General features: G+C 69.1%; 20 protein-coding genes. 15 read left to right on the forward strand and 5 right to left on the reverse strand.

What is annotated here, in order from left to right; all coding sequences use genetic code 11:
• Positions 1-23: 23 nt before the first annotated feature.
• A complete protein-coding gene (locus ABT078_RS05050) occupies positions 24-788 on the reverse strand; it encodes an IclR family transcriptional regulator (RefSeq protein WP_351223921.1) in 765 nt (254 codons plus the stop codon).
• Positions 789-1,047: 259 nt separating this feature from the next.
• Here ABT078_RS05050 and metH point away from each other — a divergent pair, with 259 nt between their 5' ends.
• From metH to ABT078_RS05070, 4 genes are all read left to right on the forward strand, one after another.
• On the forward strand, positions 1,048-4,578 hold the full coding sequence (metH, locus tag ABT078_RS05055; protein WP_351223923.1) for a methionine synthase: 3,531 nt from the start codon (positions 1,048-1,050) through the stop codon (positions 4,576-4,578).
• A gap of 146 nt (positions 4,579-4,724) precedes the next feature.
• Positions 4,725-5,426, forward strand: a complete 702-nt coding sequence (locus tag ABT078_RS05060) for an HAD family hydrolase (protein WP_351223925.1) — start codon at positions 4,725-4,727, stop codon at positions 5,424-5,426.
• Positions 5,427-5,896: 470 nt separating this feature from the next.
• Positions 5,897-7,498, forward strand: coding sequence for an ABC transporter substrate-binding protein (locus tag ABT078_RS05065; RefSeq protein WP_351223927.1), 1,602 nt, complete (start codon positions 5,897-5,899; stop codon positions 7,496-7,498).
• A gap of 75 nt (positions 7,499-7,573) precedes the next feature.
• A complete protein-coding gene (locus ABT078_RS05070; protein WP_351223929.1) occupies positions 7,574-9,163 on the forward strand; it encodes an ABC transporter substrate-binding protein in 1,590 nt (529 codons plus the stop codon).
• A gap of 109 nt (positions 9,164-9,272) precedes the next feature.
• Here the strand turns inward: ABT078_RS05070 and ABT078_RS05075 are convergent, their stop codons facing one another.
• Both ABT078_RS05075 and ABT078_RS05080 read right to left on the reverse strand, forming a co-directional pair.
• Positions 9,273-9,944: a response regulator gene (locus tag ABT078_RS05075; protein WP_351223931.1), complete on the reverse strand. Its 672-nt coding sequence runs from the start codon at positions 9,942-9,944 to the stop codon at positions 9,273-9,275.
• 107 nt (positions 9,945-10,051) lie between these two features.
• Positions 10,052-10,864, reverse strand: a complete 813-nt coding sequence (locus ABT078_RS05080; RefSeq protein WP_351224396.1) for a RecB family exonuclease — start codon at positions 10,862-10,864, stop codon at positions 10,052-10,054.
• A gap of 313 nt (positions 10,865-11,177) precedes the next feature.
• On the opposite strand from ABT078_RS05080, the gene ABT078_RS05085 reads away from it, so the two are divergent.
• The 3 genes from ABT078_RS05085 (at position 11,178) to ABT078_RS05095 (ending at position 14,093) form a co-directional block, all read left to right on the forward strand.
• Positions 11,178-12,425, forward strand: a complete 1,248-nt coding sequence (locus ABT078_RS05085) for a site-2 protease family protein (RefSeq protein WP_351223933.1) — start codon at positions 11,178-11,180, stop codon at positions 12,423-12,425.
• Positions 12,426-12,443: 18 nt separating this feature from the next.
• Positions 12,444-13,331 (forward strand): tRNA (adenine-N1)-methyltransferase, encoded by an 888-nt coding sequence (locus ABT078_RS05090; protein WP_351223935.1) that lies wholly within the window; start codon positions 12,444-12,446, stop codon positions 13,329-13,331.
• A gap of 186 nt (positions 13,332-13,517) precedes the next feature.
• Positions 13,518-14,093 carry a hypothetical protein gene (locus ABT078_RS05095; protein ID WP_351223937.1) on the forward strand — a complete coding sequence of 192 codons (576 nt, stop codon included), beginning with the start codon at positions 13,518-13,520 and terminating at the stop codon, positions 14,091-14,093.
• 15 nt (positions 14,094-14,108) lie between these two features.
• Here ABT078_RS05095 and ABT078_RS05100 read toward each other — a convergent pair whose 3' ends face one another.
• Positions 14,109-14,387, reverse strand: coding sequence for a ferredoxin (locus ABT078_RS05100; protein WP_351223939.1), 279 nt, complete (start codon positions 14,385-14,387; stop codon positions 14,109-14,111).
• A 242-nt stretch (positions 14,388-14,629) separates the two neighbouring features.
• Between ABT078_RS05100 and arc the strand changes: the two genes are divergently transcribed.
• From arc to prcA, 5 genes are all read left to right on the forward strand, one after another.
• Complete coding sequence (gene arc, locus ABT078_RS05105; RefSeq protein ID WP_351223941.1) at positions 14,630-16,396, forward strand: proteasome ATPase; 1,767 nt, start codon at positions 14,630-14,632, stop codon at positions 16,394-16,396.
• A gap of 274 nt (positions 16,397-16,670) precedes the next feature.
• Positions 16,671-18,182, forward strand: coding sequence for a depupylase/deamidase Dop (gene dop / locus ABT078_RS05110; RefSeq protein WP_351223943.1), 1,512 nt, complete (start codon positions 16,671-16,673; stop codon positions 18,180-18,182).
• A gap of 135 nt (positions 18,183-18,317) precedes the next feature.
• Complete coding sequence (locus tag ABT078_RS05115) at positions 18,318-18,536, forward strand: ubiquitin-like protein Pup (RefSeq protein ID WP_242333213.1); 219 nt, start codon at positions 18,318-18,320, stop codon at positions 18,534-18,536.
• Positions 18,537-18,706: 170 nt separating this feature from the next.
• Entirely contained in the window at positions 18,707-19,552 is an 846-nt protein-coding gene (gene prcB, locus ABT078_RS05120; RefSeq protein WP_351223945.1) for a proteasome subunit beta, read from the forward strand.
• Between the two features lie 60 nt (positions 19,553-19,612).
• Complete coding sequence (gene prcA, locus ABT078_RS05125; RefSeq protein WP_351223947.1) at positions 19,613-20,383, forward strand: proteasome subunit alpha; 771 nt, start codon at positions 19,613-19,615, stop codon at positions 20,381-20,383.
• 505 nt (positions 20,384-20,888) lie between these two features.
• Here prcA and ABT078_RS05130 read toward each other — a convergent pair.
• Positions 20,889-21,914 (reverse strand): LacI family DNA-binding transcriptional regulator, encoded by a 1,026-nt coding sequence (locus tag ABT078_RS05130; protein WP_351223949.1) that lies wholly within the window; start codon positions 21,912-21,914, stop codon positions 20,889-20,891.
• Positions 21,915-22,043: 129 nt separating this feature from the next.
• Between ABT078_RS05130 and ABT078_RS05135 the strand changes: the two genes are divergently transcribed.
• The 3 genes from ABT078_RS05135 to ABT078_RS05145 all read left to right on the forward strand — a co-directional run bounded on the left by ABT078_RS05135 (position 22,044) and on the right by ABT078_RS05145 (position 25,720).
• Positions 22,044-23,315, forward strand: coding sequence for an MFS transporter (locus ABT078_RS05135; protein ID WP_351223951.1), 1,272 nt, complete (start codon positions 22,044-22,046; stop codon positions 23,313-23,315).
• A 9-nt stretch (positions 23,316-23,324) separates the two neighbouring features.
• Complete coding sequence (gene pafA, locus ABT078_RS05140) at positions 23,325-24,686, forward strand: Pup--protein ligase (protein WP_351223953.1); 1,362 nt, start codon at positions 23,325-23,327, stop codon at positions 24,684-24,686.
• Positions 24,687-25,069: 383 nt separating this feature from the next.
• Positions 25,070-25,720 carry a matrixin family metalloprotease gene (locus ABT078_RS05145; protein WP_351223955.1) on the forward strand — a complete coding sequence of 217 codons (651 nt, stop codon included), beginning with the start codon at positions 25,070-25,072 and terminating at the stop codon, positions 25,718-25,720.
• Positions 25,721-25,731: the final 11 nt, after the last annotated feature.

A 25,731-nucleotide genomic window follows, 5' to 3' on the forward strand; every position in this document is an offset into this window, starting at 1 on the left:
GGCGTCCGGAAGCGCCCGAGCGCTCAGAACCTTCCGGCGCCCAGGTCGCGGGAGACCGCGCGCGCACAGTCCCGTACTGCCGCCACCAGTTCCGAGCGCAGCTCCTGGCCGTCGCAGACCCGCTCCACCGCACCCGTGATCGCCACGGCGCCGACGGGCATCCGGCGCCGGTCGTGAATGGGCGCGGCCACCGCGGCGACGCCCTCCCAGGTCTCCTCGACGTCGTCGGCCCAGCCCCGTGCCCGCGTCAGGTCGAGCACACCCTCGAAGCCCTTCAGGTCGCAGACGGTCCGCGCGGTGAACGCCTTGCGCTCGAGCTCCAGGACCTCACTGTGCGCCACCGGGTCGTACGCCGACAGCACCTTGCCCAGGGCGGTGGAGTGCAGCGGCTGCATCGCGCCGACCTCCAGCACCTGCCGGCTGTCGTCGGGGCGGAAGACGTGGTGGACGATGAGCACGCCGCGCTGGTGCAGCACCCCCAGGTGCACGCTCTCACCGCTGGAACGCGCCAGGTCGTCCGTCCAGACCAGCGCGCGGGCCCGCAACTCGTGGACATCCAGATAGCTGTTGCCGAGCCGCAGCAGCTCGGCCCCCAGCTGGTAGCGGCCGGACGCCGCGTCCTGCTCGACGAAGCCCTCCGCCTGCAGCGTGCGCAGAATGCCGTGCGCCGTTCCCTTGGCCAGGTCCAGTGACGAAGCGATGTCGGACAGCCCGAGCCGGCGTTCGCCGCCCGCGAGCAGCCGCAGCATTGCCGCCGCCCGTTCGAGCGACTGGATGTTCTTCGCCATCGCCTGGCCCCTTCTCACCATGGTTCGACAATGCTGAACATTATCTGCCCATGCCGAATTGCTGTTACCGCCAGGACAGTCTGTCAAGACCGACCGGATCGAGACATCATCGAGTCATCACCCGGTCGCCGGGGAGAGCATGCCGTCCACCGGCTGGGACGGGACGCCGCACTCCGGAACGCCCGGCTACTCTGGCCGGGTGCGTCTTCCGCAGAGGAGCCGCAAAGCCGACAGCCGTCGCATCCCAGGGAGCACTTCCATGGCCTCGTTGCCGACCCCTTCCGCCGACAGCCGGATTTCCGCCGACAGCAGGACCCGAGCCGCCGCTCTACGCGAGGCCCTGGCCACCCGTGTGGTGGTGGCCGACGGTGCCATGGGCACGATGCTCCAGGCGCAGGACCCCACCCTCGACGACTTCCAGGACCTCGAGGGCTGCAACGAGATCCTCAATGTGACGCGCCCCGACATCGTCCGCTCTGTCCACTCCGCGTACTTCGAGGTCGGCGTCGACTGCGTCGAGACGAACACCTTCGGGGCGAACTTCGCGGCGCTGGGGGAGTACGACATCGCCGAGCGGGTGTACGAGCTCTCCGAGGCGGGTGCCCGCATCGCCCGCGAGGCCGCCGACGAGTACACGGTCTCCTCGGGGCAGCAGCGGTGGGTGCTGGGCTCGATGGGCCCGGGCACGAAGCTGCCCACGCTGGGCCACGCCTCGTACACCGTGCTGCGCGACGCGTACCAGCAGAACGCAGAGGGGATGATCGTGGGCGGCGCCGACGCGCTCCTCGTCGAGACCACCCAGGACCTCCTCCAGACGAAGGCCGCCGTGCTCGGCGCCCGCCGGGCCCTGGAGGCCACCGGCACCGACCTGCCGCTGATCGTGTCGGTGACCGTCGAGACCACGGGCACGATGCTGCTGGGTTCGGAGATCGGTGCGGCGCTCACGGCGCTGGAGCCGCTGGGCATCGACATGATCGGTCTGAACTGTGCGACCGGCCCGGCCGAGATGAGCGAGCACCTGCGCTACCTCGCCCGCCACTCCCGTATCCCGCTGTCCTGCATGCCCAACGCCGGTCTGCCCGTCCTCGGCAAGGACGGCGCCCACTACCCGCTGAGCGCGCCCGAGCTCGCCGACGCGCAGGAGACCTTCGTCCGCGAGTACGGGCTCTCCCTGGTCGGTGGTTGCTGCGGTACGACGCCGGAACATCTGCGCCAGGTCGTCGAGCGGGTCCGCGACCTCGCCCCGCCCCCCCGCCGGCCGCGCCCCGAGCCCGGCGCCGCCTCCCTCTACCAGACGGTCCCCTTCCGGCAGGACACCTCGTACCTGGCCATCGGCGAGCGGACGAACGCCAACGGGTCGAAGAAGTTCCGTGAGGCGATGCTGGCCGGCCGCTGGGACGACTGCGTGGAGATGGCGCGCGACCAGATCCGCGAGGGCGCGCACATGCTGGACCTGTGCGTCGACTACGTCGGGCGCGACGGTGTCGCGGACATGGAGGAGCTGGCCGGCCGTTTCGCCACCGCCTCCACGCTCCCGATCGTGCTGGACTCCACCGAGGTGGAGGTCATCCGCGCCGGGCTGGAGAAGCTCGGCGGCCGGGCGGTGATCAACTCGGTGAACTACGAGGACGGCGACGGCCCGGACTCGCGGTTCGCGAAGGTCACCCGGCTGGCACAGGAGCACGGTGCGGCCCTGATCGCGCTCACCATCGACGAGGAGGGCCAGGCCCGCACCGCCGAGAAGAAGGTCGAGATCGCCGAGCGGCTCATCGCGGACCTCACCGGGAACTGGGGCATCAACGAGTCGGACATCCTGATCGACACGCTCACCTTCACGATCTGCACCGGTCAGGAGGAGTCCCGCAAGGACGGTGTCGCGACGATCGAGTCGATCCGCGAGCTCAAGCGGCGCCACCCGGACGTTCAGACCACCCTCGGTCTGTCGAACATCTCCTTCGGCCTGAACCCGGCCGCCCGGATCCTGCTCAACTCGGTCTTCCTCGACGAGTGCGTGAAGGCGGGCCTGGACTCGGCGATCGTCCACGCGAGCAAGATCCTGCCGATCGCCCGCTTCGACGAGGAGCAGGTCACCACGGCCCTCGACCTGATCCACGACCGGCGCAGCGAGGGCTACGACCCGCTGCAGAAGCTGATGGCTCTGTTCGAGGGCGTCGACACCAAGTCGATGAAGGCCGGCAAGGCCGAGGAACTGCTCGCGCTGCCGCTGGAGGAGCGCCTCAAGCGCCGCATCATCGACGGTGAGAAGAACGGCCTGGAGGCCGATCTCGCCGAGGCCCTCGGGGAGCGCCCCGCCCTCGACATCGTCAACGACACCCTGCTGGACGGCATGAAGGTCGTCGGTGAGCTGTTCGGCTCCGGCCAGATGCAGCTGCCGTTCGTCCTGCAGTCCGCCGAGGTCATGAAGTCTGCGGTGGCCTATCTGGAGCCGCACATGGAGAAGTCGGACGCGGAGGGCAAGGGCACCATCGTGCTCGCGACCGTCCGCGGCGACGTCCACGACATCGGCAAGAACCTCGTGGACATCATCCTGTCCAACAACGGCTACAACGTGGTCAACCTCGGCATCAAGCAGCCCGTCTCCGCGATCCTCGAGGCCGCCGAGGAGCACCGGGCCGATGTCATCGGCATGTCCGGCCTCCTCGTGAAGTCCACCGTGATCATGAAGGAGAACCTGGAGGAGCTAAACCAGCGCAAGCTGGCGGCCGAGTACCCGGTGATCCTCGGCGGGGCCGCGCTGACGCGTGCGTACGTCGAGCAGGACCTGCACGAGATCTACGAGGGCGAGGTCCGCTACGCCCGCGACGCGTTCGAGGGCCTGCGCCTGATGGACGCCCTGATCGCGGTCAAGCGCGGCGTACCCGGCGCCGCCCTTCCCGAGCTCAAGCAGCGCCGGGTCCGGGCCACCACGGCCGCCGTCGAGGAGGACCGGGCCGACGAAGGTGCCGTGCGCTCCGACGTCGCCACCGACAACCGCGTCCCCGAACCGCCCTTCTGGGGCACCCGCGTCGTCAAGGGCATCCAGCTCAAGGAGTACGCGTCCTGGCTGGACGAGGGCGCGCTCTTCAAGGGCCAGTGGGGCCTCAAGCAGGCCCGCACCGGTGACGGCCCGACGTACGAGGAGCTCGTCGAGACCGAGGGCCGCCCGCGGTTGCGCGGCTGGCTGGACCAGCTGCACACGCAGAACATGCTGGAGGCGGCCGTCGTCCACGGCTACTTCCCCTGTGTGTCCAAGGGCGACGACCTGATCCTGCTGAACGAGGACGGCTCCGAACGCACCCGCTTCACCTTCCCGCGCCAGCGCCGCGGGCGGCGCCTGTGCCTGGCCGACTTCTTCCGTCCGGAGGAGTCCGGCGAGACGGACGTGGTCGGCCTCCAGGTCGTCACCGTGGGCTCGAGGATCGGCGATGCCACGGCGAAGCTCTTCGAGTCCGACTCGTACCGCGACTACCTCGAACTGCACGGCCTGTCCGTCCAGTTGGCCGAGGCCCTCGCCGAGTACTGGCACGCCCGCGTCCGCAGCGAGCTCGGCTTCGGCGGCGAGGACCCGGCGGACATCGAGGACATGTTCGCGCTCAGGTACCGGGGAGCACGCTTCTCGCTCGGCTACGGAGCGTGCCCGGATCTGGAGGACCGGGCGAAGATCGCGGAGCTGCTCGAGCCCGAGCGCATCGGCGTCAAGCTCTCCGAGGAGTTCCAGCTCCACCCCGAGCAGTCCACGGACGCGATCGTGATCCACCACCCCGAGGCGAAGTACTTCAACGCTCGGTGACCACAACCCAGGGTCAACAAGACACACGGTAAGCAATCCACGCACTTCTGCCGCAGGAGTCGTACACTTATCGGTCCAGTGCAGGCCGGTCGCCCTCCCTCACCGGGAGGGCGGCCGGCCTTCTCGTCCCTCCCGGAGGTGTGCCGATGACCAGCACGGTCCCCGCGTCCTTGTCCCGCACCGCGGGCGGCTCTGCCCTGCAGGCCGTCTTCCTGGACATGGACGGCACCCTGGTGGACACCGAGGGCTTCTGGTGGGAAGCCGAGGTGGAGGTCTTCGCCGGCCTCGGGCACGACCTGGACGAGGCATGGCGGGACGTCGTGGTCGGCGGTCCGATGACCCGCAGCGCGGGCTATCTCATCCAGGCGACCGGCGCGGACATCAGCCTCGCGGAGCTCACCGTGCTGCTGAACGAACGCTTCGAGGACCGGATCGCCCGCGGTGTGCCGCTGATGCCGGGCGCCGAGCGGCTGCTCGCCGAGCTCGCCGAGCACAACATCCCCACGGCCCTCGTCTCCGCGTCCCACCGGCGCATCATCGACCGTGTGCTGGCCTCCCTCGGCCGCGACCGCTTCGCGCTCACCGTTGCGGGCGACGAGGTGGCGCGGACCAAGCCGCACCCGGATCCGTATCTCTTCGCCGCCCGCGGCCTGGGCGCCGAGCCCCCGCGCTGCGCCGTCATCGAGGACACCGCCACCGGTGTCGCCTCGGCCGAGGCCGCGGGCTGCATGGTCGTCGCGGTCCCGTCCGTCGCCCCGATCGCGCCCGGTGACGGTCGTGTGGTCGTGGGTTCGCTCGAGGAAGTCGACCTGTCCTTCCTCCGCACGTTCATCACCCGAATGAACTAAGGCGCGTACCGAGTGTGTCCTTCAATTCCGGTGGAAACTCAGGGCATCTGGCCGTGTATTTTCTGTAACCCCATTCTGGCGTGACGTTCGTCACTCGAAGTTACGTCCGAATTCGCGATTCCTGCGGTCCAGGTCCGGTCTGCGGTGTTTCGGGTGTGCCCTTGTGTCCGGATTGATGGAGTGGTGTACGAATCATCCGGCCGCATGGATATCGATGCGCCGTCATTTCTGATCACCGGGCCGTGACGGCCCAACTCACGCCCGGTCCAGGACTCGTGGCTCTCGCACTAATCTCGACGCGAGAACTTCGCCGCACCCACCATGTGCCCCGGACGCCAATCACGTCGCCGTGGGCACAGGCCCGATCGCTCGCAATCCCGGCCCGATCGCACCGCCCCGACCGGGCGGCCGCGGCGGAGTGTCCCGTACGCCGCTGTATCCCAGTGAGGGATGAGGGAGAAACGTCCACGATGAACCGCAAGACACTGGTGCTGCCGGCCCTGGTGGGCCTGCTCGCCCCCGTACTCGCCGCCTGCGGTACTTCGGGCAGCGGGTCCGACGGTGGCGACGCCATTGTCGTGGGCACCACGGACCAGTTCGTCGCCAACAGTGACGCCCCTGCCCCCTTCGACCCGGCCTACGCGTACGACACCGGCGCCTGGAACGTCCTCCGGCAGACCGTGCAGACGCTGATGCACGTCCCGCGCGGTGGCGGCCAGCCCGTGCCCGAGGCTGCGTCCCGCTGCACCTTCACGGACACCGAGAGCGAGAGCTACCGCTGCACGCTCCGCGACGGCCTGAAGTTCTCCGACGGCAAGCCCGTGACCGCCGAGGACGTGAAGTTCTCCATCGAGCGGGTCCTGAACATCAAGTCGGACAACGGTGCGGCCGGTCTGCTGGCGAACATCGACACCATCGAGGTCAAGGACGACAAGGAGCTCGTCTTCCACCTCAGCACGCCCGACGCCACGTTCCCGTACAAGCTTTCCACGCCCGTCGCCGGCATCCTCAGCCGCGACGCGTACGACGGCAAGAAGCTGCGCGAGGGCTTCGAGGTGAACGGCTCGGGCCCGTACACCCTGAAGGCCGAGACCGAGGGCGACAAACTCGTCAGCGCCGTGTTCACCAAGAACCCCGACTACAAGGGCGACCTGAAGCTGCGCAACGACAAGGTCGAGCTGCGCTCCTTCCCGGACGCCGCGACCATGGGCAGGGCCCTGGAGTCCGGCGAGATCGACATGATGGCCCGCGCCATGTCGCCCGAGCAGATCAAGGCGCTCTCCGAGAGCCCCAAGGAGGGCATCGAACTCAAGGAGATGCCCGGCCTGGAGATCCGCTACCTGGCCTTCAACACCAAGGACCCGGCGGTGAAGGACAAGGCGGTGCGCCAGGCGATGGCGAGCGTCGTCGACCGGGGCCGGATCGCGGGCAAGGTGTACGGCGCGACCGCCGAGCCGCTCTACTCGCTGATCCCGTCGAGCATCACCGGGCACACCAACTCGTTCTTCAACAAGTACGGCGAGCCGAGCCGCAAGAAGGCCGCCGACCTCCTCGGTGACGCCGGGATCGACACCCCGGTCAAGCTGACCCTGCACTACACGACCGACCACTACGGCCCCGGCACGGCCAAGGAGTTCGCGGAGCTGCGCGACCAGCTCAACGCCACCAAGCTCTTCGACGTCACCGTCCAGGGCACCGAGTGGTCGAAGTTCCGTCCCGCCCAGAAGCGCGGCGACTACGCCGTCTTCGGTCTCGGCTGGTTCCCCGACTTCCCGGACCCGGACAACTACATCGCCCCGTTCCTGGACGCGGACAACTTCCTCAACTCTCCCTACGTGAGCACGGTCGCACGCAACGAGCTCATCCCCGAGTCCCGCCGCCAGGCGGACCGCACCGCCGCGGCGGTGCCCTTCAACAAGCTGCAGGACATCGTCGCCACCGATGTGCCGGTGCTGCCGCTGTGGCAGGGCAAGCAGTACGTCGCCGCCCGGTCGGACATCACCGGCGTCGAGTGGACCCTCAACTCCTCCTCCGACCTGCAGTTGTGGGAGCTGGCCCGCGGCACCGCCTGATCCGCGGCACCACCCGACCTTCAGTACCCGGCCGTGAACGTCGCGGCCTGTCACGAGAGCAAGAGGCAAGGTTCTGTGAAGGCAAGAGTCAAGACATGGACGGTCCCCCTCGCCGCGGGGCTTTCCGCCGCTCTGCTGGCGGGCTGCGGCGCCGACAAGGGCGACGATCAGTCCGGCGACAACGCCAGAGTGGTCGTCGGCATGTCCGACGAGGTCCTGGCCACGGACCCGGCGGACGGCTACGACCCCGGCTCGTGGCTGCTGTTCAACAACGTCTTCCAGTCCCTGATGAGCTTCCCCAAGGGCGGCTCGACCCCGCAGCCCGAGGCCGCCGAGAAGTGCTCATTCGAGAGCGGCGGCAGCACGGTCTACCGCTGCACGCTGCGCGAGGGCCTGAAGTTCAGCAACGGCAACGCGCTCACCTCGGAGGACGTCAAGTTCTCCTTCGAGCGCGCGCTGAAGATCGACAGTGACTCCGGCCCGGTCCCGCTGCTGTCCACCATCGACCGCATCGAGACCCCCGACGAGCGGACGGTCGTCTTCCACCTCACGGTGCCCGACGCCACCTTCCCCAGCAAGATCGCTTCGGGTGCGGGCTCCATCGTCGACCACCGCGAGTACGAGGCCGGCTCGCTGCGCACCGACGGCAAGGCGGTCGGCTCGGGTCCGTACAAGCTCGACTCGTTCAGCGACACGGAGGCCGTCTTCTCGGTCAACCCCGAGTACAACGGCACCGCCGAGGTGAAGAACGGTGGCGTCACGCTCACCCTCTTCCACGGCGACCAGAAGAGGCTCGGCTCCGCTCTCAAGCAGGGTGACGTCGACGTCGCCTACCGAGGACTCACCGCCCCGGACATCGCCGAGCTCCAGGCCTCCCTCTCCGCCGACGACGAGCAGATCCAGGTCGTCGAGGGCAGCAGCGCCGAGGTCCAGCACCTCGTCTTCAACATGAAGGACCCGGTCGCGGGCAAGCGGGCGGTGCGCGAGGCCTTCGCGTACATCGTCGACCGGGACGCCCTCGTCCGTGACGTCTACGAGGCCACCGCGACGCCGCTGTACTCGATCGTCCCGGCCGGCATCGGCACCCACAACACCGCCTTCTTCGACCGCTACGGCGGCAGCCCTCAGCCCGACGAGGCCCGCAAGGCGCTGCGGTCGGCGGGCATCACCGACAAGGTGGAGCTCACCCTCTGGTCCACTCCGAGCCGCTACGGTCCGGCGACCGACCAGGAACTGAACGCGATCGCCAAGCAGCTCAACGACAGCGGGCTGTTCGAGGCCACCGTCAAGTCCGTCGAGTTCGGGCAGTACGAGAAGGACGTCCAGGCCGGGAAGTACGGCGTCTATGTGAAGGGCTGGGTTCCCGACTACCCGGACCCCGACAACTTCACGGCGCCGTTCTTCGGTCCCGACAACGTCCTGGGCAACAACTACGAGAACAAGAAGATCACCGGGCAGATCATCCCGGAGACCTCGGCCATGACCGACCGCGCGGCGACCGAGGAGAAGTTCGCGCAGCTCCAGGACGTCGTCGCCGAGGACGTTCCCATCCTGCCGCTGTGGCAGGGCAAGCAGTACGCCGTCGCCCACGGCAATGTCACGGGCCTCGAGTGGACGCTCGACGCCTCGACGGTCTTCCGCTTCTGGGAGATCAAGAAGGGCTGAGGCAGTCTGTGAGCAAAGGGCCCGGTGCGCATTGCGGACCGGGCCTTCTCGCTGTGCTCGTGCACGGCCGCGCTCACCGCACGGCGTTCATCGGGTCGCCGCCGCTCACTCACTGCGCGCCGGGGCGCACCAGACCGCTCTCGTACGCGTACACCGCGGCCTGCACCCGGTCCCGCAGGCCGAGCTTCGTCAGCACATGGCCGACATGCGTCTTGACCGTCGTTTCGCTGACGAACAGATCCGCGGCGATCTCCGCGTTCGACAGGCCCCGGGCGACCAGCTTGAGCACCTCGACCTCGCGCTCGGTCAGCGTGTGCAGCGCGTCCGGGACCGACTCCTCGCCGGACGGCAGATGGTCCGCGTACTTGTCGAGCAACCGACGCGTGATGCTCGGGGCGAGCATCGCCTCACCGGCCGCGACCACACGGATCGCCTGGACCAGCTCGTTCGCGGGCGCGTCTTTGAGGAGGAAGCCGCTGGCGCCCGCCTTGAGCGCCTCCACGACGTACTCGTCGAGGTCGAAGGTGGTCAGCACCAGCACCTTCGCCGGGCCGTCCCGCCCCGGGCCGGTGATCTGCCGGGTCGCCTCCACGCCGTCCATCCGCGGCATGCGGATGTCCATCAGCACCACGTCGGGCTGCAGCGCCCGCACCTGGTCCAGCGCCTGAAGGCCGTCCCCGGCCTCACCGACCACCGCGAGGTCCTGCTCCGCCTCCAGGATCATCCGGAAGCCGGTGCGCAACAGCGGTTGATCGTCGACCAGTAGGACGCGGATAGCCACAGGTTCTCCTTCGCTTGACCACTCCCCATTCTGCCTCTGGTTCGCGGGCGGTCGTTCCGCCGGGGCGGACCGAGCGGCAGACACAGGCCCACGGTCCACGACGACCGTCACACCGGGGGCCCCACCGGGACCACCGGCAAGGGGTACACCGGAGGCGTCCCGCCGAACTCCGGGCACACCGACTGGTGATCGCACCACCCGCACAGCTTCGTCGGCCGCGGCCGCCAGTCCCCCGTCTCCGTCGACCGCATGATCGCGTCCCACAGCGCCAGCAGCTTGCGCTCCACCCGCTCGAGATCGGCCGTGACCGGGTCGTAGGTCAGCACCTCGCCGCTGCCCAGGTACACCAGCTGCAGCCGACGGGGCACGACGCCCTTCAGCCGCCAGACGACGAGCGCGTAGAACTTCATCTGGAACAGGGCGCCCTCGCTGTACTCCGGCCGGGGCGCCTTGCCCGTCTTGTAGTCGACGATCCGCACCTCACCCGTCGGCGCGACATCGACCCGGTCGATCACTCCGCGCAGCCTGAGCCCCGACTCCAGCTCCGTCTCCACGAACATCTCGCGCTCGGCGGGCTCCAGTCGCGTCGGGTCCTCCAGCGTGAACCAGCGCTCCACCAGCTGCTCCGCCTCCGACATCCAGCGTGCCAGCCGCTCGCCGTCCGCGTCCTCCGCGAACAGCTGACCCAGCTCGGGCCTCGACTCCAGGAGCCGGTCCCACTGCCCGGGAATCAGCGACTTCGCGCGCGGAGGCGTGCGCTCCGCGGCGGGCGCGTCGAAGAGCCGCTCCAGCACGGCGTGCACGAGCGTGCCCCGGGTCGCCGCCTCGCTCGGCTTCTCCGGCAGCTTGTCGATCACCCGGAAGCGGTAGAGCAGGGGGCACTGCATGAAATCGCTTGCCCGTGAGGGGGACAGCGACATCGGCGGCCTGCCCTCCGGCGCGGACGGCGGACCCTCCGGCGGGGAGGGATGGCCGTCAGCCGCCGACGGCCGGTCCTCCAGGACAGGCGGGCGGCCCTCCGCAGCGGGCGCGGGTACGCGCGCGTCAGGCGCCGGCCCCTCCGATGCGGGCGTGCGGCCCTCCGATGCGGGCGGCTGACTCGTACTCATGACGACGACCCTACGGCCCGCGACTGACAGCGAGCGGAATACCATCGACGTCAGACCCTCTCGCACCGCGAGATCGAGTGAGCGACATGATCGAGCGAGGCGCATCTCGCAACGAAGGGAATCCGTGAAAAAGGACGAGGAGAGCGGCGAGCAGACGCGCCCGGGGTCCGGCACGGGGGGCGTGGACCCCGACAGCGGCAGGCAGCAGCGCTCCGAAGAGCCCGGAGGCGGCATCCTCATGGGCCGCCCCTTCGGTGTGCCCGTGTACGTCGCCCCCAGCTGGTTCCTCGTCGCCGCTCTCATCACGTGGGTCTTCGGCGGACAGCTCGAGCGGGTACTGCCCGAACTCGGCGGCGCCCGCTATCTCGTGTCGCTCTTCTTCGCCGTCGCCTTCTACGCCTCCGTGCTCGTCCACGAGCTGGCCCACACCATCGCCGCGCTCCGCTTCAAGCTGCCGGTGCGCCGCATCCAGCTCCAGTTCTTCGGCGGTGTCTCGGAGATCGAGAAGGAGGCCGAGACGCCCGGCCGCGAGTTCGTCCTCGCCTTCGTCGGACCGCTGCTCTCACTCGTCCTGGCCGGGGTCTTCTACCTCGGCATGCAGGCCGTCGAGCCCGGCACCGTCCCCGGCGTCCTGCTCGCCGGACTGATGATCTCCAACCTGATCGTCGCCGCCTTCAACCTGCTGCCCGGACTGCCGTTGGACGGCGGCCGGATGCTCCGCGCCGTCGTCTGGAAGATCACGGGCAAGCCGATGAGCGGCACCGTTGCCGCGGCCTGGATCGGCCGCGCGCTCGCCGTCGCGGTCCTGATCGGCCTCCCGCTGCTCACCCACACCGGCGTCCTCGGCAACGCCACCGAGGACATCGGCGGCATGGACACCGTCACCGACGCGCTGCTCGCCGCGATCCTCGCGGCCATCATCTGGACCGGTGCCGGCAACAGCCTGCGCATGGCCCGGTTGCGCGAGCACCTTCCCGAACTGCGCGCCCGCACCCTCACCAGGCGCGCCGTCCCCGTCGAGTCCGACACGCCCCTCTCCGAGGCGCTGCGCCGTGCCAACGAGGCGGGGGCCCGAGCCCTCGTCGTCGTCGACGGCCATGGCGACCCGACCGCTCTGGTCCGTGAGTCGTCCATCGTCGGCGTCCCCGAGCACCGCCGCCCCTGGGTCGCCGTCAGCGGCCTCGCTCAGGACCTCACCGACGGTATGAAGGTCCCCGCCGAACTCGCCGGCGAAGCCCTCCTCGACCGGCTCCGGGCCACACCCGCCACGGAGTACCTGGTCGTCGAGGAGACCGGCGAGATCTACGGTGTGCTGTCTACGGCGGACGTCGAGCGCGCCTTCGTCAAGGCCATGGCAAGACCGCCCGCTTAACCCCGGTACTCTGGTCACATGTCCGAACCGACCGGTGCCGCCCGCCGTCGCGGGCCCTTCAAGGTCGGGGACCAGGTCCAGCTCACCGACCCCAAGGGACGCCACTACACGTTCACGCTCGAGGCCGGGAAGAACTTCCACACCCACAAGGGTTCCTTCCCGCACGACGAGCTGATCGGTGCTCCCGAGGGCAGTGTTGTCCGTACCACGGGAAACGTCGCCTACCTCGCGCTGCGCCCCCTGCTCCCCGACTACGTCCTGTCCATGCCCCGCGGCGCCGCCGTGGTCTACCCCAAGGACGCGGGGCAGATCCTTGCCTTCGCGGACATCTTCCCCGGCGCGCGCGTCGTCGAGGCAGGGGTCGGCTCCGGCTCGCTGAGCAGCTTCCTGCTCCGGGCCATCGGCGACGAGGGGATGCTGCACTCGTACGAGCGCCGCGAGGACTTCGCGGAGATTGCCAAGGGCAACGTCGAGCGTTACTTCGGCGGACCGCACCCCGCATGGACGCTCACCGTCGGTGACCTCCAGGACAATCTCTCTGACGCCGACGTCGACCGCGTCATTCTGGACATGCTCGCCCCCTGGGAGTGCCTGGAGGCCGTCTCCAAGGCGCTCGTCCCGGGCGGCATCCTCTGCTGCTACGTGGCCACCACCACCCAGCTCGCCCGGACCGTCGAGTCCATCCGCGAGATCGGGTGCTACGCCGAGCCCCAGCCCTGGGAGTCCATGATCCGCAACTGGCACGTCGAGGGTCTGGCCGTCCGCCCGGACCACCGGATGATCGGACACACCGGCTTCCTCGTCACCGCCCGCCGTCTCGCGGACGGCGTGGAGCCCCCGATGCGTCGCCGCCGCCCCGCGAAGGGCGCCTACGGCGAGGACTACGAGGGCCCCAACAAGGGCTGACCGCCCATCAGGGCCCGCGCCCTGAACAACGCAGTGGTGCCGCCGTCGAGTTCCCGGGACGTGCCCGGGAACTCGACGGCGGCACCTTTACGTTGGCATTGCCCACCCCCCTGTTCCCGCTTCCTGTGACGTGTGGCACGATGCCTCCCACCCCCACCGGCACTGCCCTCACAGGAGACACCCCGCGTGCAGACCTCCGCGACGCTTCCGGACCTCGCGCACACGCACACCCGCCCGGTGCACTGGCTGGCCACCGCGACGGCGATGGCCGCGGTCGTCGCCGGTGCGGGACTTCTCCAGCCGGACGCCGCGAAAGCGGACCAGTCGGGCTCCGGGATCGCCGCGGCGGCAGCGCCCGCGCCGGACGCCGCAGCCGTGGAACTGCCCCTCGAGTGCGGCGCAGCCGGTACGACGGTCGTGAAGAGGGCCTCGGGGGACCTGGACGGGGACGGCGGGGCCGAGACGGCCGTGGTGGCCCGCTGCGAGGCCGGCTCGGGCACTCCGCCCAGCGGCATCTACGTCATCGCGCGGTCGTCCGCAGGGCAGCCGCGCATCGTGGCGACCCTGGTCGAACCGTCCGAGCGTCTCAGCGTCACCGACTTCGCCGTCCGTGACGGCGCGGTCACGGCAACGCTCCTCGGCTACTCCTCGCCCGACGTCCCGCGCTGCTGCCCGGACGAACGGGAGAAGGTCAAGTGGCAGTGGAGCGGCGGGAAGTTCGTGGAGTCCGTCGAGGCAGATTCCGCCACGGACAGTGTGTGATCCGTCACCCTGCGTCTACTCCGCGTCGGGTCCGTACACCTCGACCCTGTCCGAAACGCGACGTACATGAATGCAGTCGCCGGGGCACTCCTTGGCCGAGTCGATGACATCGGTCAGCAGGGGAAGCGGCACCGGCGTTGTGGCGCCCGGCTGCTGCAACAGCGCGTCGTCCGCGCTCTTCACATAGGCCAGGCCGTCGATGTCCAGCTCGAAGACCTCGGGTGCGTACTGGGCGCAGATACCGTCGCCGGTGCAGAGGTCCTGGTCGATCCAGACTTCGAGAGCCTCGTTCATGTCGCCTGCCGTTCCTGCGCGGTGTGCATCAATAGGTGCCAGCCCTGACGGGTGTTGACCGTTCCGACGATACAACCGCCCGCTTTCCGATGTTGATGGGTGGGTATTCCCCTGGCGTGAGGGGCAGCGCAAGGGTGAAGATCGGACACACCCCTTCCGTCTTTGTGATCTAGGGGTTTCAATCACCACCCACCCAGGTAGGGTCAGGAAGCGTCCAGCTCCCCTTGGAGGAGGTGAGGACCGTGGCAGCCCACGACGACGACAACAACCGCGGCTTCCGGCCGGGACGGGGGTCTGAAGACCCTGCCGGTCAGGTTGCCTATCTTGAGCAGGAGATCGCCGTCCTGCGCCGCAAGCTCGCCGACTCTCCGCGTCATACGAGGATTCTCGAGGAGCGGATCGTCGAGCTGCAGACAAACCTGGCCGGCGTGTCCGCTCAGAACGAACGACTGGCGAACACGCTCCGTGAGGCCCGCGACCAGATCGTGGCCCTCAAGGAAGAGGTCGACCGGCTCGCACAGCCGCCGGCCGGCTTCGGTGTCTTCCTGCAGGCGAACGATGACGGCACCGCCGACATCTTCACCGGGGGCCGCAAGCTCCGGGTGAACGTCAGCCCCAGCGTCGAGCTCGACGAGCTCAGGCGCGGCCAGGAACTCATGCTCAACGAGGCGCTCAACGTGGTCGAGGCCATGGAGTTCGAGCGCACCGGGGACATCGTCACCCTCAAGGAGATCCTCGAGGACGGCGAGCGCGCCCTGGTGATCGGGCACACCGACGAGGAACGGGTGGTGCGGCTCGCGGACACGCTGCTGGACACCACCGTCCGCCCCGGCGACGCCCTGCTGCTCGAGCCCAGGTCCGGCTACGTCTACGAAGTGATCCCCAAGAGCGAGGTCGAGGAGCTCGTCCTCGAAGAGGTCCCGGACGTCGACTACGACAAGATCGGCGGTCTGGGCAACCAGATCGAGATGATCCGCGACGCGGTCGAGCTCCCGTACCTCCACCCGGACCTCTTCAAGGAGCACGAACTGCGGCCGCCGAAGGGCATCCTGCTCTACGGCCCGCCCGGTTGCGGAAAGACGCTGATCGCGAAGGCGGTCGCGAATTCCCTCGCCAAGAAGGTCGCCGAGGTGACCGGCCAGCCCGCGGGGAAGAGCTACTTCCTCAACATCAAGGGCCCCGAGCTCCTCAACAAGTACGTCGGTGAGACCGAGCGGCACATCCGCCTGGTCTTCCAGCGTGCCCGGGAGAAGGCGAGCGAGGGCACCCCCGTCATCGTCTTCTTCGACGAGATGGAATCCCTCTTCCGCACCCGCGGCTCCGGTGTCAGCTCGGACGTCGAGAACACGATCGTTCCGCAGCTGCTCGCCGAGATCGACGGTGTGGAGGGCCTCGAGAACGTGATCGTGATCGGCGCCTCCAACCGCGAGGACATGATCGACCCCGCGATCCTGAGGCCGGGCCGGCTGGACGTCAAGATCAAGATCGAGCGTCCTGACGCGGAGGCCGCGAGGGACATTTTCGCGAAGTACCTCAGGCCTTCGCTGCCGCTCCACTCGGACGATCTCGCCGAGCACACCGGCTCCAAGGACGCCGCGGTCCAGGGCATGATCCAGTCCGTTGTGGAGCAGATGTACGCCGAGTCCGAGGAGAACCGCTTCCTCGAGGTCACGTACGCCAACGGTGACAAGGAAGTCCTGTACTTCAAGGACTTCAATTCCGGCGCCATGATCCAGAACATCGTGGACCGGGCCAAGAAGATGGCCATCAAGGCCTTCCTCGACCACAACCAGAAGGGCCTCCGCGTCTCGCACCTGCTCCAGGCCTGCGTGGACGAATTCAAGGAGAACGAGGACCTGCCGAACACGACGAACCCGGACGACTGGGCCCGGATCTCCGGTAAGAAGGGTGAGCGGATCGTCTTCATCCGCACCCTTGTCACCGGAAAGCAGGGCGCGGACACCGGCCGCTCCATCGACACGGTGGCGAACACCGGCCAGTACCTGTAGATCGCAGTCCGGCTGCGGATGTCCTGGGGGTCCCCCCGCCGGAGGTCAGGGGGGAGGACATCCGCAGCCGCCTGCTTTCCACCGGCCCCGGACGGGTAATCGCACCAGACAGAGCAATGACGGAATTGATCTCCCCACCAGCGCAGAGGCGTTCTAGGCTCTTCCGTACCGCCGTGTCGCGCAGTGCGGGGACGGGCACCGCACACGCACCGGAGACCGAGCGGTACTTGAGCGCCGCACCCAGACGGGAGCGCCGCCGGGCAAGGAGGGCCGCATGACCGTACGGCGAGTAATGGGTATCGAGACGGAGTACGGCATCTCCGTCCCGGGCCACCCGAACGCCAATGCCATGCTCACCTCGTCCCAGATCGTCAACGCCTACGCGGCGGCGATGCACCGGGCGCGGCGCGCCCGCTGGGACTTCGAGGAGGAGAATCCGCTGCGGGACGCCCGCGGCTTCGACCTCGCCCGCGAGGCCGCCGACTCCAGTCAGCTCACGGACGAGGACATCGGTCTGGCCAATGTGATCCTCACCAACGGGGCCAGGCTCTACGTCGACCACGCCCACCCCGAGTACAGCGCCCCCGAGGTCACCAACCCGCGTGACGCCGTCCTGTGGGACAAGGCCGGCGAGCGGATCATGGCCGAGGCCGCCGAGCGGGCCGCCCAGCTGCCCGGCGCCCAGCCGATCCACCTGTACAAGAACAACACCGACAACAAGGGCGCGTCCTACGGAACGCACGAGAACTACCTGATGAAGCGGGAGACCCCGTTCTCGGACATCGTGCGCCATCTGACGCCGTTCTTCGTGTCCCGGCAGGTCGTCACCGGTGCCGGCCGCGTGGGCATCGGCCAGGACGGCCATGAGCACGGCTTCCAGATCAGCCAGCGCGCCGACTACTTCGAGGTCGAGGTCGGCCTGGAGACCACCCTCAAGCGCCCCATCATCAACACCAGGGACGAGCCGCACGCCGACGCCGAGAAGTACCGCCGCCTCCATGTGATCATCGGCGACGCGAACCTCTCGGAGATCTCGACGTACCTCAAGCTCGGTACGACCGCGCTGGTCCTCTCCATGATCGAGGACGGCTTCATCAACGTCGACCTGGCCGTCGACCAGCCGGTCCGCACGCTGCACCAGGTCTCGCACGACCCCACGCTGCGACGACTGGTCACTCTCCGCAGCGGCCGGACGCTCACCGCCGTCCAGCTGCAGATGGAGTACTTCGAGCTCGCCCGCAAGTACGTCGAGGAGCGCTTCGGCGTCGATGCGGACGAGCAGACCAAGGACGTCCTGACCCGCTGGGAGGACACCCTCAACCGGCTCGAGAACGACCCGATGAGCCTGTCCGGGGAGCTCGACTGGATCGCCAAACGGGAGATCCTCGAGGGCTACCGGCGCCGGGACACCCTGGACTGGGACGCAGCCCGGCTGCACCTCGTGGACCTGCAGTACGCGGACGTACGCCCCGAGAAGGGCCTGTACAACCGTCTGGTGGCCCGCGGGAAGATGAAACGGCTTCTGGACGAGTCCGACGTCGAGCGGGCCGAGAGCAAGCCCCCTGAGGACACCAGGGCGTATTTCCGCGGTCGCTGCCTGGAGCAGTACGCGGACGACGTCGCCGCGGCCTCCTGGGACTCGGTGATCTTCGACCTGCCAGGTCGTGACTCTCTGCAACGAGTGCCCACGCTGGAGCCTCTGCGCGGCACCCGCAATCACGTCAAGGAGCTGCTGGACCGGTGCCGCACCGCGGAGGACCTGGTCCGGGTCCTGTCCGGAGGCTGAAATGGTCCGCGTACGGGAATCATCGAGGTGACCCCCGGACGTTGTGGAAAGTGCGGGGCCGATGTCAGACCCTGCTTGTAGGGTCTGATCTTGAGTGGGCCGAACCAAACGGGCAAACCGAGCGGGGTGAGGGATATGGCGACCAAGGACACCGGCGGCGGGCAGCAGCGTGCTCAACGCTCCACCGAGGAGGTCGAGGAGCAGGCGCAGGACGCGCAGGCCTCCGAAGACCTCAAGGAGCGCCAGGAGAAGCTGTCGGACGACGTCGACTCCGTACTCGACGAGATCGACGACGTCCTCGAGGAGAACGCCGAGGACTTCGTGCGTTCCTTCGTTCAAAAGGGCGGAGAGTAACTCCTCGTAATTGCGACAGGGGTACTCCCGTTGTCCGTCCCGGTGCAGCCGGCCGAAGGGCCGTCGGCATCGGGACGGATGACCGGTGACGGCACGGGTAAGGTCCGTGCAGTGCATGCAAGATCGGCCCGGCCCAGGTGGCGGGCCGCCGTCCATTCGGAAGGAATCGCGTGGAAGCCAACCCTCGTAGCACCGGGCGTCTGCCGGCGGCCTTCCTGACGCCCGGCTCGTCCTCGTTCATGGACTTCCTGGGCGAGCACTCCCCGGACCTGCTGCCGGGCAAGCGCGTGCTCCCGCCCCTGCAAGGAGCCATCGAAGCACCGCACGGCACGACGATCGTCGCCACGTCCTTCCCGGGCGGCGTGGTCCTCGCCGGTGACCGGCGGGCGACCATGGGCAACATGATCGCCCAGCGCGACATCGAGAAGGTCTTCCCGGCGGACGAGTACTCGGCGGTGGGCATCGCCGGCACGGCCGGTCTCGCGGTCGAGATGGTCAAGCTCTTCCAGCTGGAGCTCGAGCACTTCGAGAAGGTCGAAGGCGCCCAGCTCTCCCTGGAGGGCAAGGCGAACCGTCTCTCCACGATGATCCGGGGCAACCTCGGCATGGCGATGCAGGGCCTCGCCGTGGTCCCGCTCTTCGCCGGCTGGGACGTCGACCGCGAGAAGGGCCGGATCTTCTCGTACGACGTCACGGGCGGCCGCTCCGAGGAGCACGGCTTCGCGGCCACCGGCTCCGGTTCGATCTTCGCTCGCGGAGCGATGAAGAAGCTCTACCGCGAGGACCTGACGGAGCAGCAGGCCATCACCCTCGTCGTCCAGGCGCTGTACGACGCGGCCGACGACGACTCCGCGACCGGCGGCCCGGACGTGGCCCGCCGGATCTACCCGATCGTGACCGTGATCACCGACGAGGGCTTCCGAAAGCTGACCGAGGTCGAGTCCTCCGAGATTGCCCGGTCGATCCTGGAGCGCCGCCTCGAACAGCCCGACGGCCCGCGCGCCGCGCTGCTCTGATACCCCTCTTCTGGCTCTTCTGGAACCGACATGCCACTGACAGAAAGGGACGGATAGCCGGTGTCGACGCCGTTCTATGTCTCACCCCAGCAGGCCATGGCCGACCGGGCGGAGTACGCCCGCAAGGGCATCGCCCGCGGCCGCAGCCTGGTTGTGCTGCAGTACGCCGACGGCATCGTCTTCGTCGGTGAGAACCCGTCCCGTGCGCTGCACAAGTTCAGCGAGATCTACGACCGGATCGGCTTCGCCGCGGCCGGCAAGTACAACGAGTACGAGAACCTGCGGATCGGCGGCGTGCGCTACGCGGACCTGCGGGGCTACACGTACGACCGTGACGATGTGACGGCCCGTGGGCTCGCCAACGTCTACGCGCAGACGCTGGGCACGATCTTCTCCAGCGCGGGCGAGAAGCCGTACGAGGTGGAACTGGTCGTCGCCGAGGTCGGCGCGTCGCCCGAGGGGGACCAGATCTACCGGCTGCCGCACGACGGCTCGATCGTGGACGAGCACGGCTCGGTCGCGGTCGGCGGCAACGCCGAGCAGATCAGCAGCTTCCTCGACCAGCGGCACCGGGACGGGATGACGCTCGCCGAGGCGCTGAAGCTGGCGGTGCAGGCGCTGTCCCGCGACACCAACGGCACGGAGCGGGAGATCCCCGCGGAGCGGCTGGAGGTGGCGATCCTGGACCGCACGCGGCCGCAGCAGCGGAAGTTCAAGCGCATCGTGGGGCGGCAGCTGTCGCGTCTGCTGCAGGCGGACGATGCGGCGTCCGCGCCCACGGAGGTGCCGTCGGACACGGAGGATTCCGAGGATTCCGCCGGGGAGGCGTAGCAGCCTCACCCAGGGCCCACGCCCCCGTCCCGGTCGCACACGCGGCCGGGGCGGGGGCGTGGCGTTTTCGGGCCTCCCTGGGGCGGTGCGGAGTTGGCCGATGCCGTGGCGGCGTCCGGTGTGTGCCCGTCCGGGGCTCCCTCTGCGCCCTGCGGCGAGGCCCCGGGCGGGCTCCCTCTGCGGCGTGGGGTCGCGGGCGGGCTCGTGGTGCGCCGGTGGGTGGTGGGGCGGTGGCCCTCGGGGGTCGTCTCCTCGAAATCGGGTACGGCGTCATCCGGTACGGGGAGCCGATTTCTGCGGGGGCGACCCTGCACGGCCCCGCCCCGGCCGCCCCCCGGGTGCGGGTCGTGGGCCGCTCCCCGGTGGTTGTGGGCAGTCGTCCCACTGAGCCCCCAGTGGAAGGTCCCGGGGGGTGGGGGTACGTACCTCCCCGTACCTGGGGGTACCTCCCGAACCGGAAGGGCCATGGGCACAATCTGGTCCGCACTTGGCCGGCTCAGGGCGGTCAGGCCGCGGGCGGGCTCGTGGAGCCGCGGGGGACGAGGGTGACCGGGAGGTCACCCGGTGTCGGGGTGTCGCCCCGCAGGACCGCGAGCAGCGCGGACATGCCCGCCTCGCCCACGCGCTCCGCGGGGAGGTGGACCGTCGTGAGCTCCGGCTCCAGGGCCGTCGCGAGGGCCAGGTCGTCGAAGCCGGTCACCGAGACATCCTCCGGCACCCGTAGACCGAGCCGCCGGACCGCCTTGCACGCGCCCGCCGCCAGTATGTCGTCGTCGCAGATCAGCGCCGTGGGACGCGGCCCGGAGCCGGCCAGAGCACGTTCGGCCGCCTCCCGCGCCCCGCTCACGTCCAGGGGCGCGGCGACGGTCCGTATCGACGCTCCCGGCGCCGCCCGCAGCGCCGCGCCCAGCGCCCGGGCCCGTACTTCGAAGGTCCAGGACGGCACGGCAGACGCCAGATGGACGAAGCGGCGGTGGCCGAGGCCGAGCAGATGGTCCGTCACCTGGCGCATACCGTCCGCGATGTCCAGGTTCACCTGGGCCGCCGATGCCGGATCCGACGGATCGCTGTCGAGCATCACCAGCGGCAGATCGGTGCCCCGGATCGCGTCCAGCGCCTTCGCGGCCATCGACGAGGCGATCACCCCGTCGAGCGCGGCCCGGGCCGACGGGAAGGGATCCTTCGCGGGTTCGACCCCCTCCGGGGAGGGGTAGAGCACCACGCCGAAGTCGTGCTCGGAGGCGACGGCCGCCGCACCCGCGTACACGCGTGCGAAGAACTCGTTGGTGAGAGCGGGCACCACCAGGAGCACCGTCCGCGTGCGGCCCAGCCGCAGATTCCGGGCCGCCAGATTCGGGCGGTAGCCGAGGTCCCCGGCCGTCTGCCGGACCAGGTCCGCGGTGCGCTCGGAGACCCGGCCCCGCCACTTGCCGGCGAGCACGAGAGAGACCGTGGCCTGGGACACACCGGCCGCCCGGGCCACGTCCTTGCTGGTCGGCCGCGCGCCGCCGACGGGCTCCCGCGTCTGCACACTCGCCTCCGCGCGTGGTGTCGTCCGCCACGAGGGGTGGACTCGCGGCCTGCGCACATGATACGTATGACCTGCGACGTTATACGTAAAACTTCACCTCGGGAGCGGGGTCGACCGAAAAGGCGGGACATGGCCGCGGGAGCGTCCGGGTACGCAGACATCCTCAAGGCGCCGCACGCCGCGCGCCTGCTCGCGGGCACCCTCGTCGGCCGCCTGCCGAACGCCACCGCGCATGTCGCGATCGTGCTGTTCACCCGCGCCGAGGGCGGCAGCTACACCCTCGCGGGCGCCCTCGCCGCGGTCTACGGGCTCGCCACGGCCGTCGGCCAGCCGCTGCTCGGCCGCCTCGTCGACCTGCACGGCCAGCCACGCGTCCAGTTGCCCGCCGCCGTCGTCTCGGCGCTCGGCATGGCGCTGTTCGCCGTGGTCGGCACCACCCCGCTGCCGTCGGCGTACGCGGCCGTCACCGTCGCCGGGCTCTTCACCCCGCCGCTCGAAGGCGGTCTGCGGGCCCTCTGGCCGGACGTTCTCGGCCGTCGCGAGGACCGCGTCCACCGTGCCTACGCCATGGACGCGATCGCCCAGGAAGTCATGTTCACCGTCGGTCCGTTGCTGGTGACACTGCTCGTCTGGCTGTTCTCGCCCGCCGCGGCGCTCCTGGTCATCAACGCCGTCGGAGTCGCCGGCGCGGTGTCCGTGGTGCTCTCCGAGCCGTCCAGGACCTGGCGCTCCGCACCCCGCGAGGCCCACTGGCTGGGCGCTCTGCGCTCGCCCGGGCTGCTCGCGCTGCTCGGCTCGTTCTTCTTCGTCGGCCTGGCCCTCGGCTCCATCACCGTCGCCGGTGTCGCGTACGCCGACGACCACGGCCGCGCCTCTGCGTACGGCTGGCTGATGGCCGCCCTCGGCCTCGGCGCCCTCGTCGGCGGCGCCGTCTACGGCGCCCGCCAGTGGGCAGGCGCCCCCGAGCGGCGGCTGCGGATCATCGTGGGCCTGCTCGCCATCGGCTATCTGCCGCTCGTGTTCACCCCCGGTGTCGCCGCGATGACCGCCCTCTGTGCCGTCGCCGGAGTGTTCCTGGCGCCCGCCATCGCATGCGCGTTCATCGTCGTCGACCGGCACGCCCCCCGGGGCACCGTCACCGAGGCGTTCTCCTGGCTCGTGACCACGTTCGGCGTCGGCGCGGCCGTGGGAACGGCCGCCGCGGGCCCCGCGGTGGAACTCGGCGGGACCGTCGCCGGTTTTGCCGTCGCGGGCGCCGGCGGGCTCGCCGCACTGCTCGTTCTGCTGGGCACCGGACGGGTCCTCGCAGCTCCCGGCCGCAGCGAACACATCGCGTCAGGGGATGAAAATGATCGAAGTGGTGCTGTCGAACCCGGTTTCAGCTCAGGCCATCAGGCGTAATGTTCAGTCATGGACCGCCGCATTTTCGGGCTGGAGAACGAGTACGGCGTCACGTGCACGTTCAGGGGACAGCGCCGACTGTCTCCTGACGAAGTGGCGCGCTACCTCTTCCGCCGTGTTGTGTCATGGGGCCGCAGCAGCAATGTCTTCCTGCGCAATGGGGCCCGCCTCTACCTCGACGTGGGCTCGCATCCGGAGTACGCGACTCCGGAATGTGACAACGTGACCGAGCTGGTCACCCACGACAAGGCGGGCGAGCGCATCCTCGAAGGCCTGCTCGTCGACGCCGAACGCCGCCTGCACGAGGAGGGAATCGCGGGCGACGTCTACCTCTTCAAGAACAACACCGATTCGGCGGGAAACTCCTACGGCTGCCACGAGAACTACCTCGTCGCCCGCCACGGAGAGTTCTCCCGGCTCGCGGACATCCTCATTCCGTTCCTCGTCACCCGGCAGCTGCTCTGCGGTGCCGGAAAGGTGCTGCAGACCCCGCGTGGCGCGGTCTACTGCGTCAGCCAGCGCGCCGAGCACATCTGGGAGGGCGTCAGTTCCGCCACCACCCGCTCCCGTCCCATCATCAACACCCGCGACGAGCCGCACGCCGACGCCGAGCGCTACCGCCGACTGCACGTCATCGTGGGCGATTCGAACATGTCCGAGACGACCATGCTGCTCAAAGTCGGCGCCACCGACCTCGTGCTGCGCATGATCGAGGCGGGCACGGTGATGCGGGATCTGACGCTGGAGAACCCCATTCGGGCGATCCGAGAGGTCAGCCACGACATCACGGGCCAGCGCAAGGTGCGCCTGGCCAGTGGCCGCGAGGCCTCGGCGCTCGAGGTCCAGCGGGAGTACTACGAGAAGGCCGTGGACTTCGTCGACCGCCGGGGCATCCGCACGGGCACGGTCGCCCAGGTCCTCGAACTGTGGGGCCGCACCCTCGACGCGATCGAGGAGGAGGACCTCGACCGGATCGGCACCGAGATCGACTGGGTGATGAAGTACAAGCTCATCGAGCGGTACCGGGCCAAGCACAACATGACGATGTCGCACCCCCGGGTCGCCCAGATAGACCTCGCCTACCACGACATCCACCGCCGCCGCGGGCTCTACTACCTCCTGGAGAAGAGGGGCCAGGCGGCCCGGATCTGCAACGACCTCAAGATCTTCGAGGGTAAGTCCGTGCCCCCGCAGACCACCAGGGCACGGCTGCGCGGCGACTTCATCCGCCGCGCCCAGGAGCAGCGGCGCGACTTCACGGTCGACTGGGTGCACCTCAAGCTCAACGACCAGGCGCAGCGCACCGTGTTGTGCAAGGACCCCTTCCGGTCGGTCGACGACCGGGTGGAGAAGCTGATCGCCGGCATGTAGCCGGCGGGGTGGCGAAGCCGCCCGGTGTCCGGGAACGTATTCCGTTCCCGGACACCGGGCGGCTTTTTGCGTGAGAGACATATCACGCGGTTCCGTGGTGTCCCGGGGGCGGAATTCCGTATTCCAGGAATGGGTCGCTCGAGACGTCGCATCGGAAAAGTGGCAAAGGGGTGATGCGGGCCGTGGATCCCTTAGCGCGGCACCCAGGATCGGCGCGTGGCGTTTTCCCCAGCAGCAGGGCCGTGAGGAGCCGGGTCGAGGAGGGGCTTGCTAGCATCCCTCCGCAGTCAATTCACCTGTGTGGAAACGGAATTGGGGTGTTCGGCTCCACCGTCCGCCAGGCGGAAGGACCGGTTCGGATCTGAGCGAACAAGGGGGAATCAATGTCAATCAGCCGAATAACTCAGCTGCCTGCCCTGAGGGGAGGACGCAAGGCATTCGCACTCGGCACGGCCGGGACCGTCCTCGCGACCGCCCTCGTGGGAATGGCCGCATCGCCGGCGTCGGCGTACTGCACTTCCGGCATGGTGAAGTGGCAGTCTTCCGGGACCAAGTCGCTGGCCGCGAACACCAACTTCCCGAGCGGCCTCAGGACCGGCCTCAAGAACGGCCTGACCCAGTGGAACCGCAGCGGCTCCGGCCTGCGCTATGCCGCGCCCACCTACACCAGCGGATGGCAGATCTACACCTTCCGCGCCTCGCACAGCTACTCCAGCCTGATGGGCACGGCGCCCGGCTACGCCGCGACACAGCGGGTCGGCAGCCGGCACACGGGCGGCACGCTCTACCTCTCGAACCGCTACAACTGGGTGAACGGCAGTCAGGACATCAACAACGCAAAGGCCGACGTCCAGACCGTCGTCGTGCACGAGGTCGGACACTTCACCGGCCTCGCCCACCCGTGGCGGCCGCACTGCACCGATGGCACCGCCTACACCACGGCCGAGAAGAACTCGGTCATGACCGCCATCGCCACCGGGACCCGGCGCAGTCTCAACAGCGACGACGTCGCCGGTGTCACGCGCCTTTACTGAACGGGGGAGAA

Source organism: Streptomyces sp. NPDC002133 (assembly GCF_040296405.1).
GTDB lineage: Bacteria > Actinomycetota > Actinomycetes > Streptomycetales > Streptomycetaceae > Streptomyces.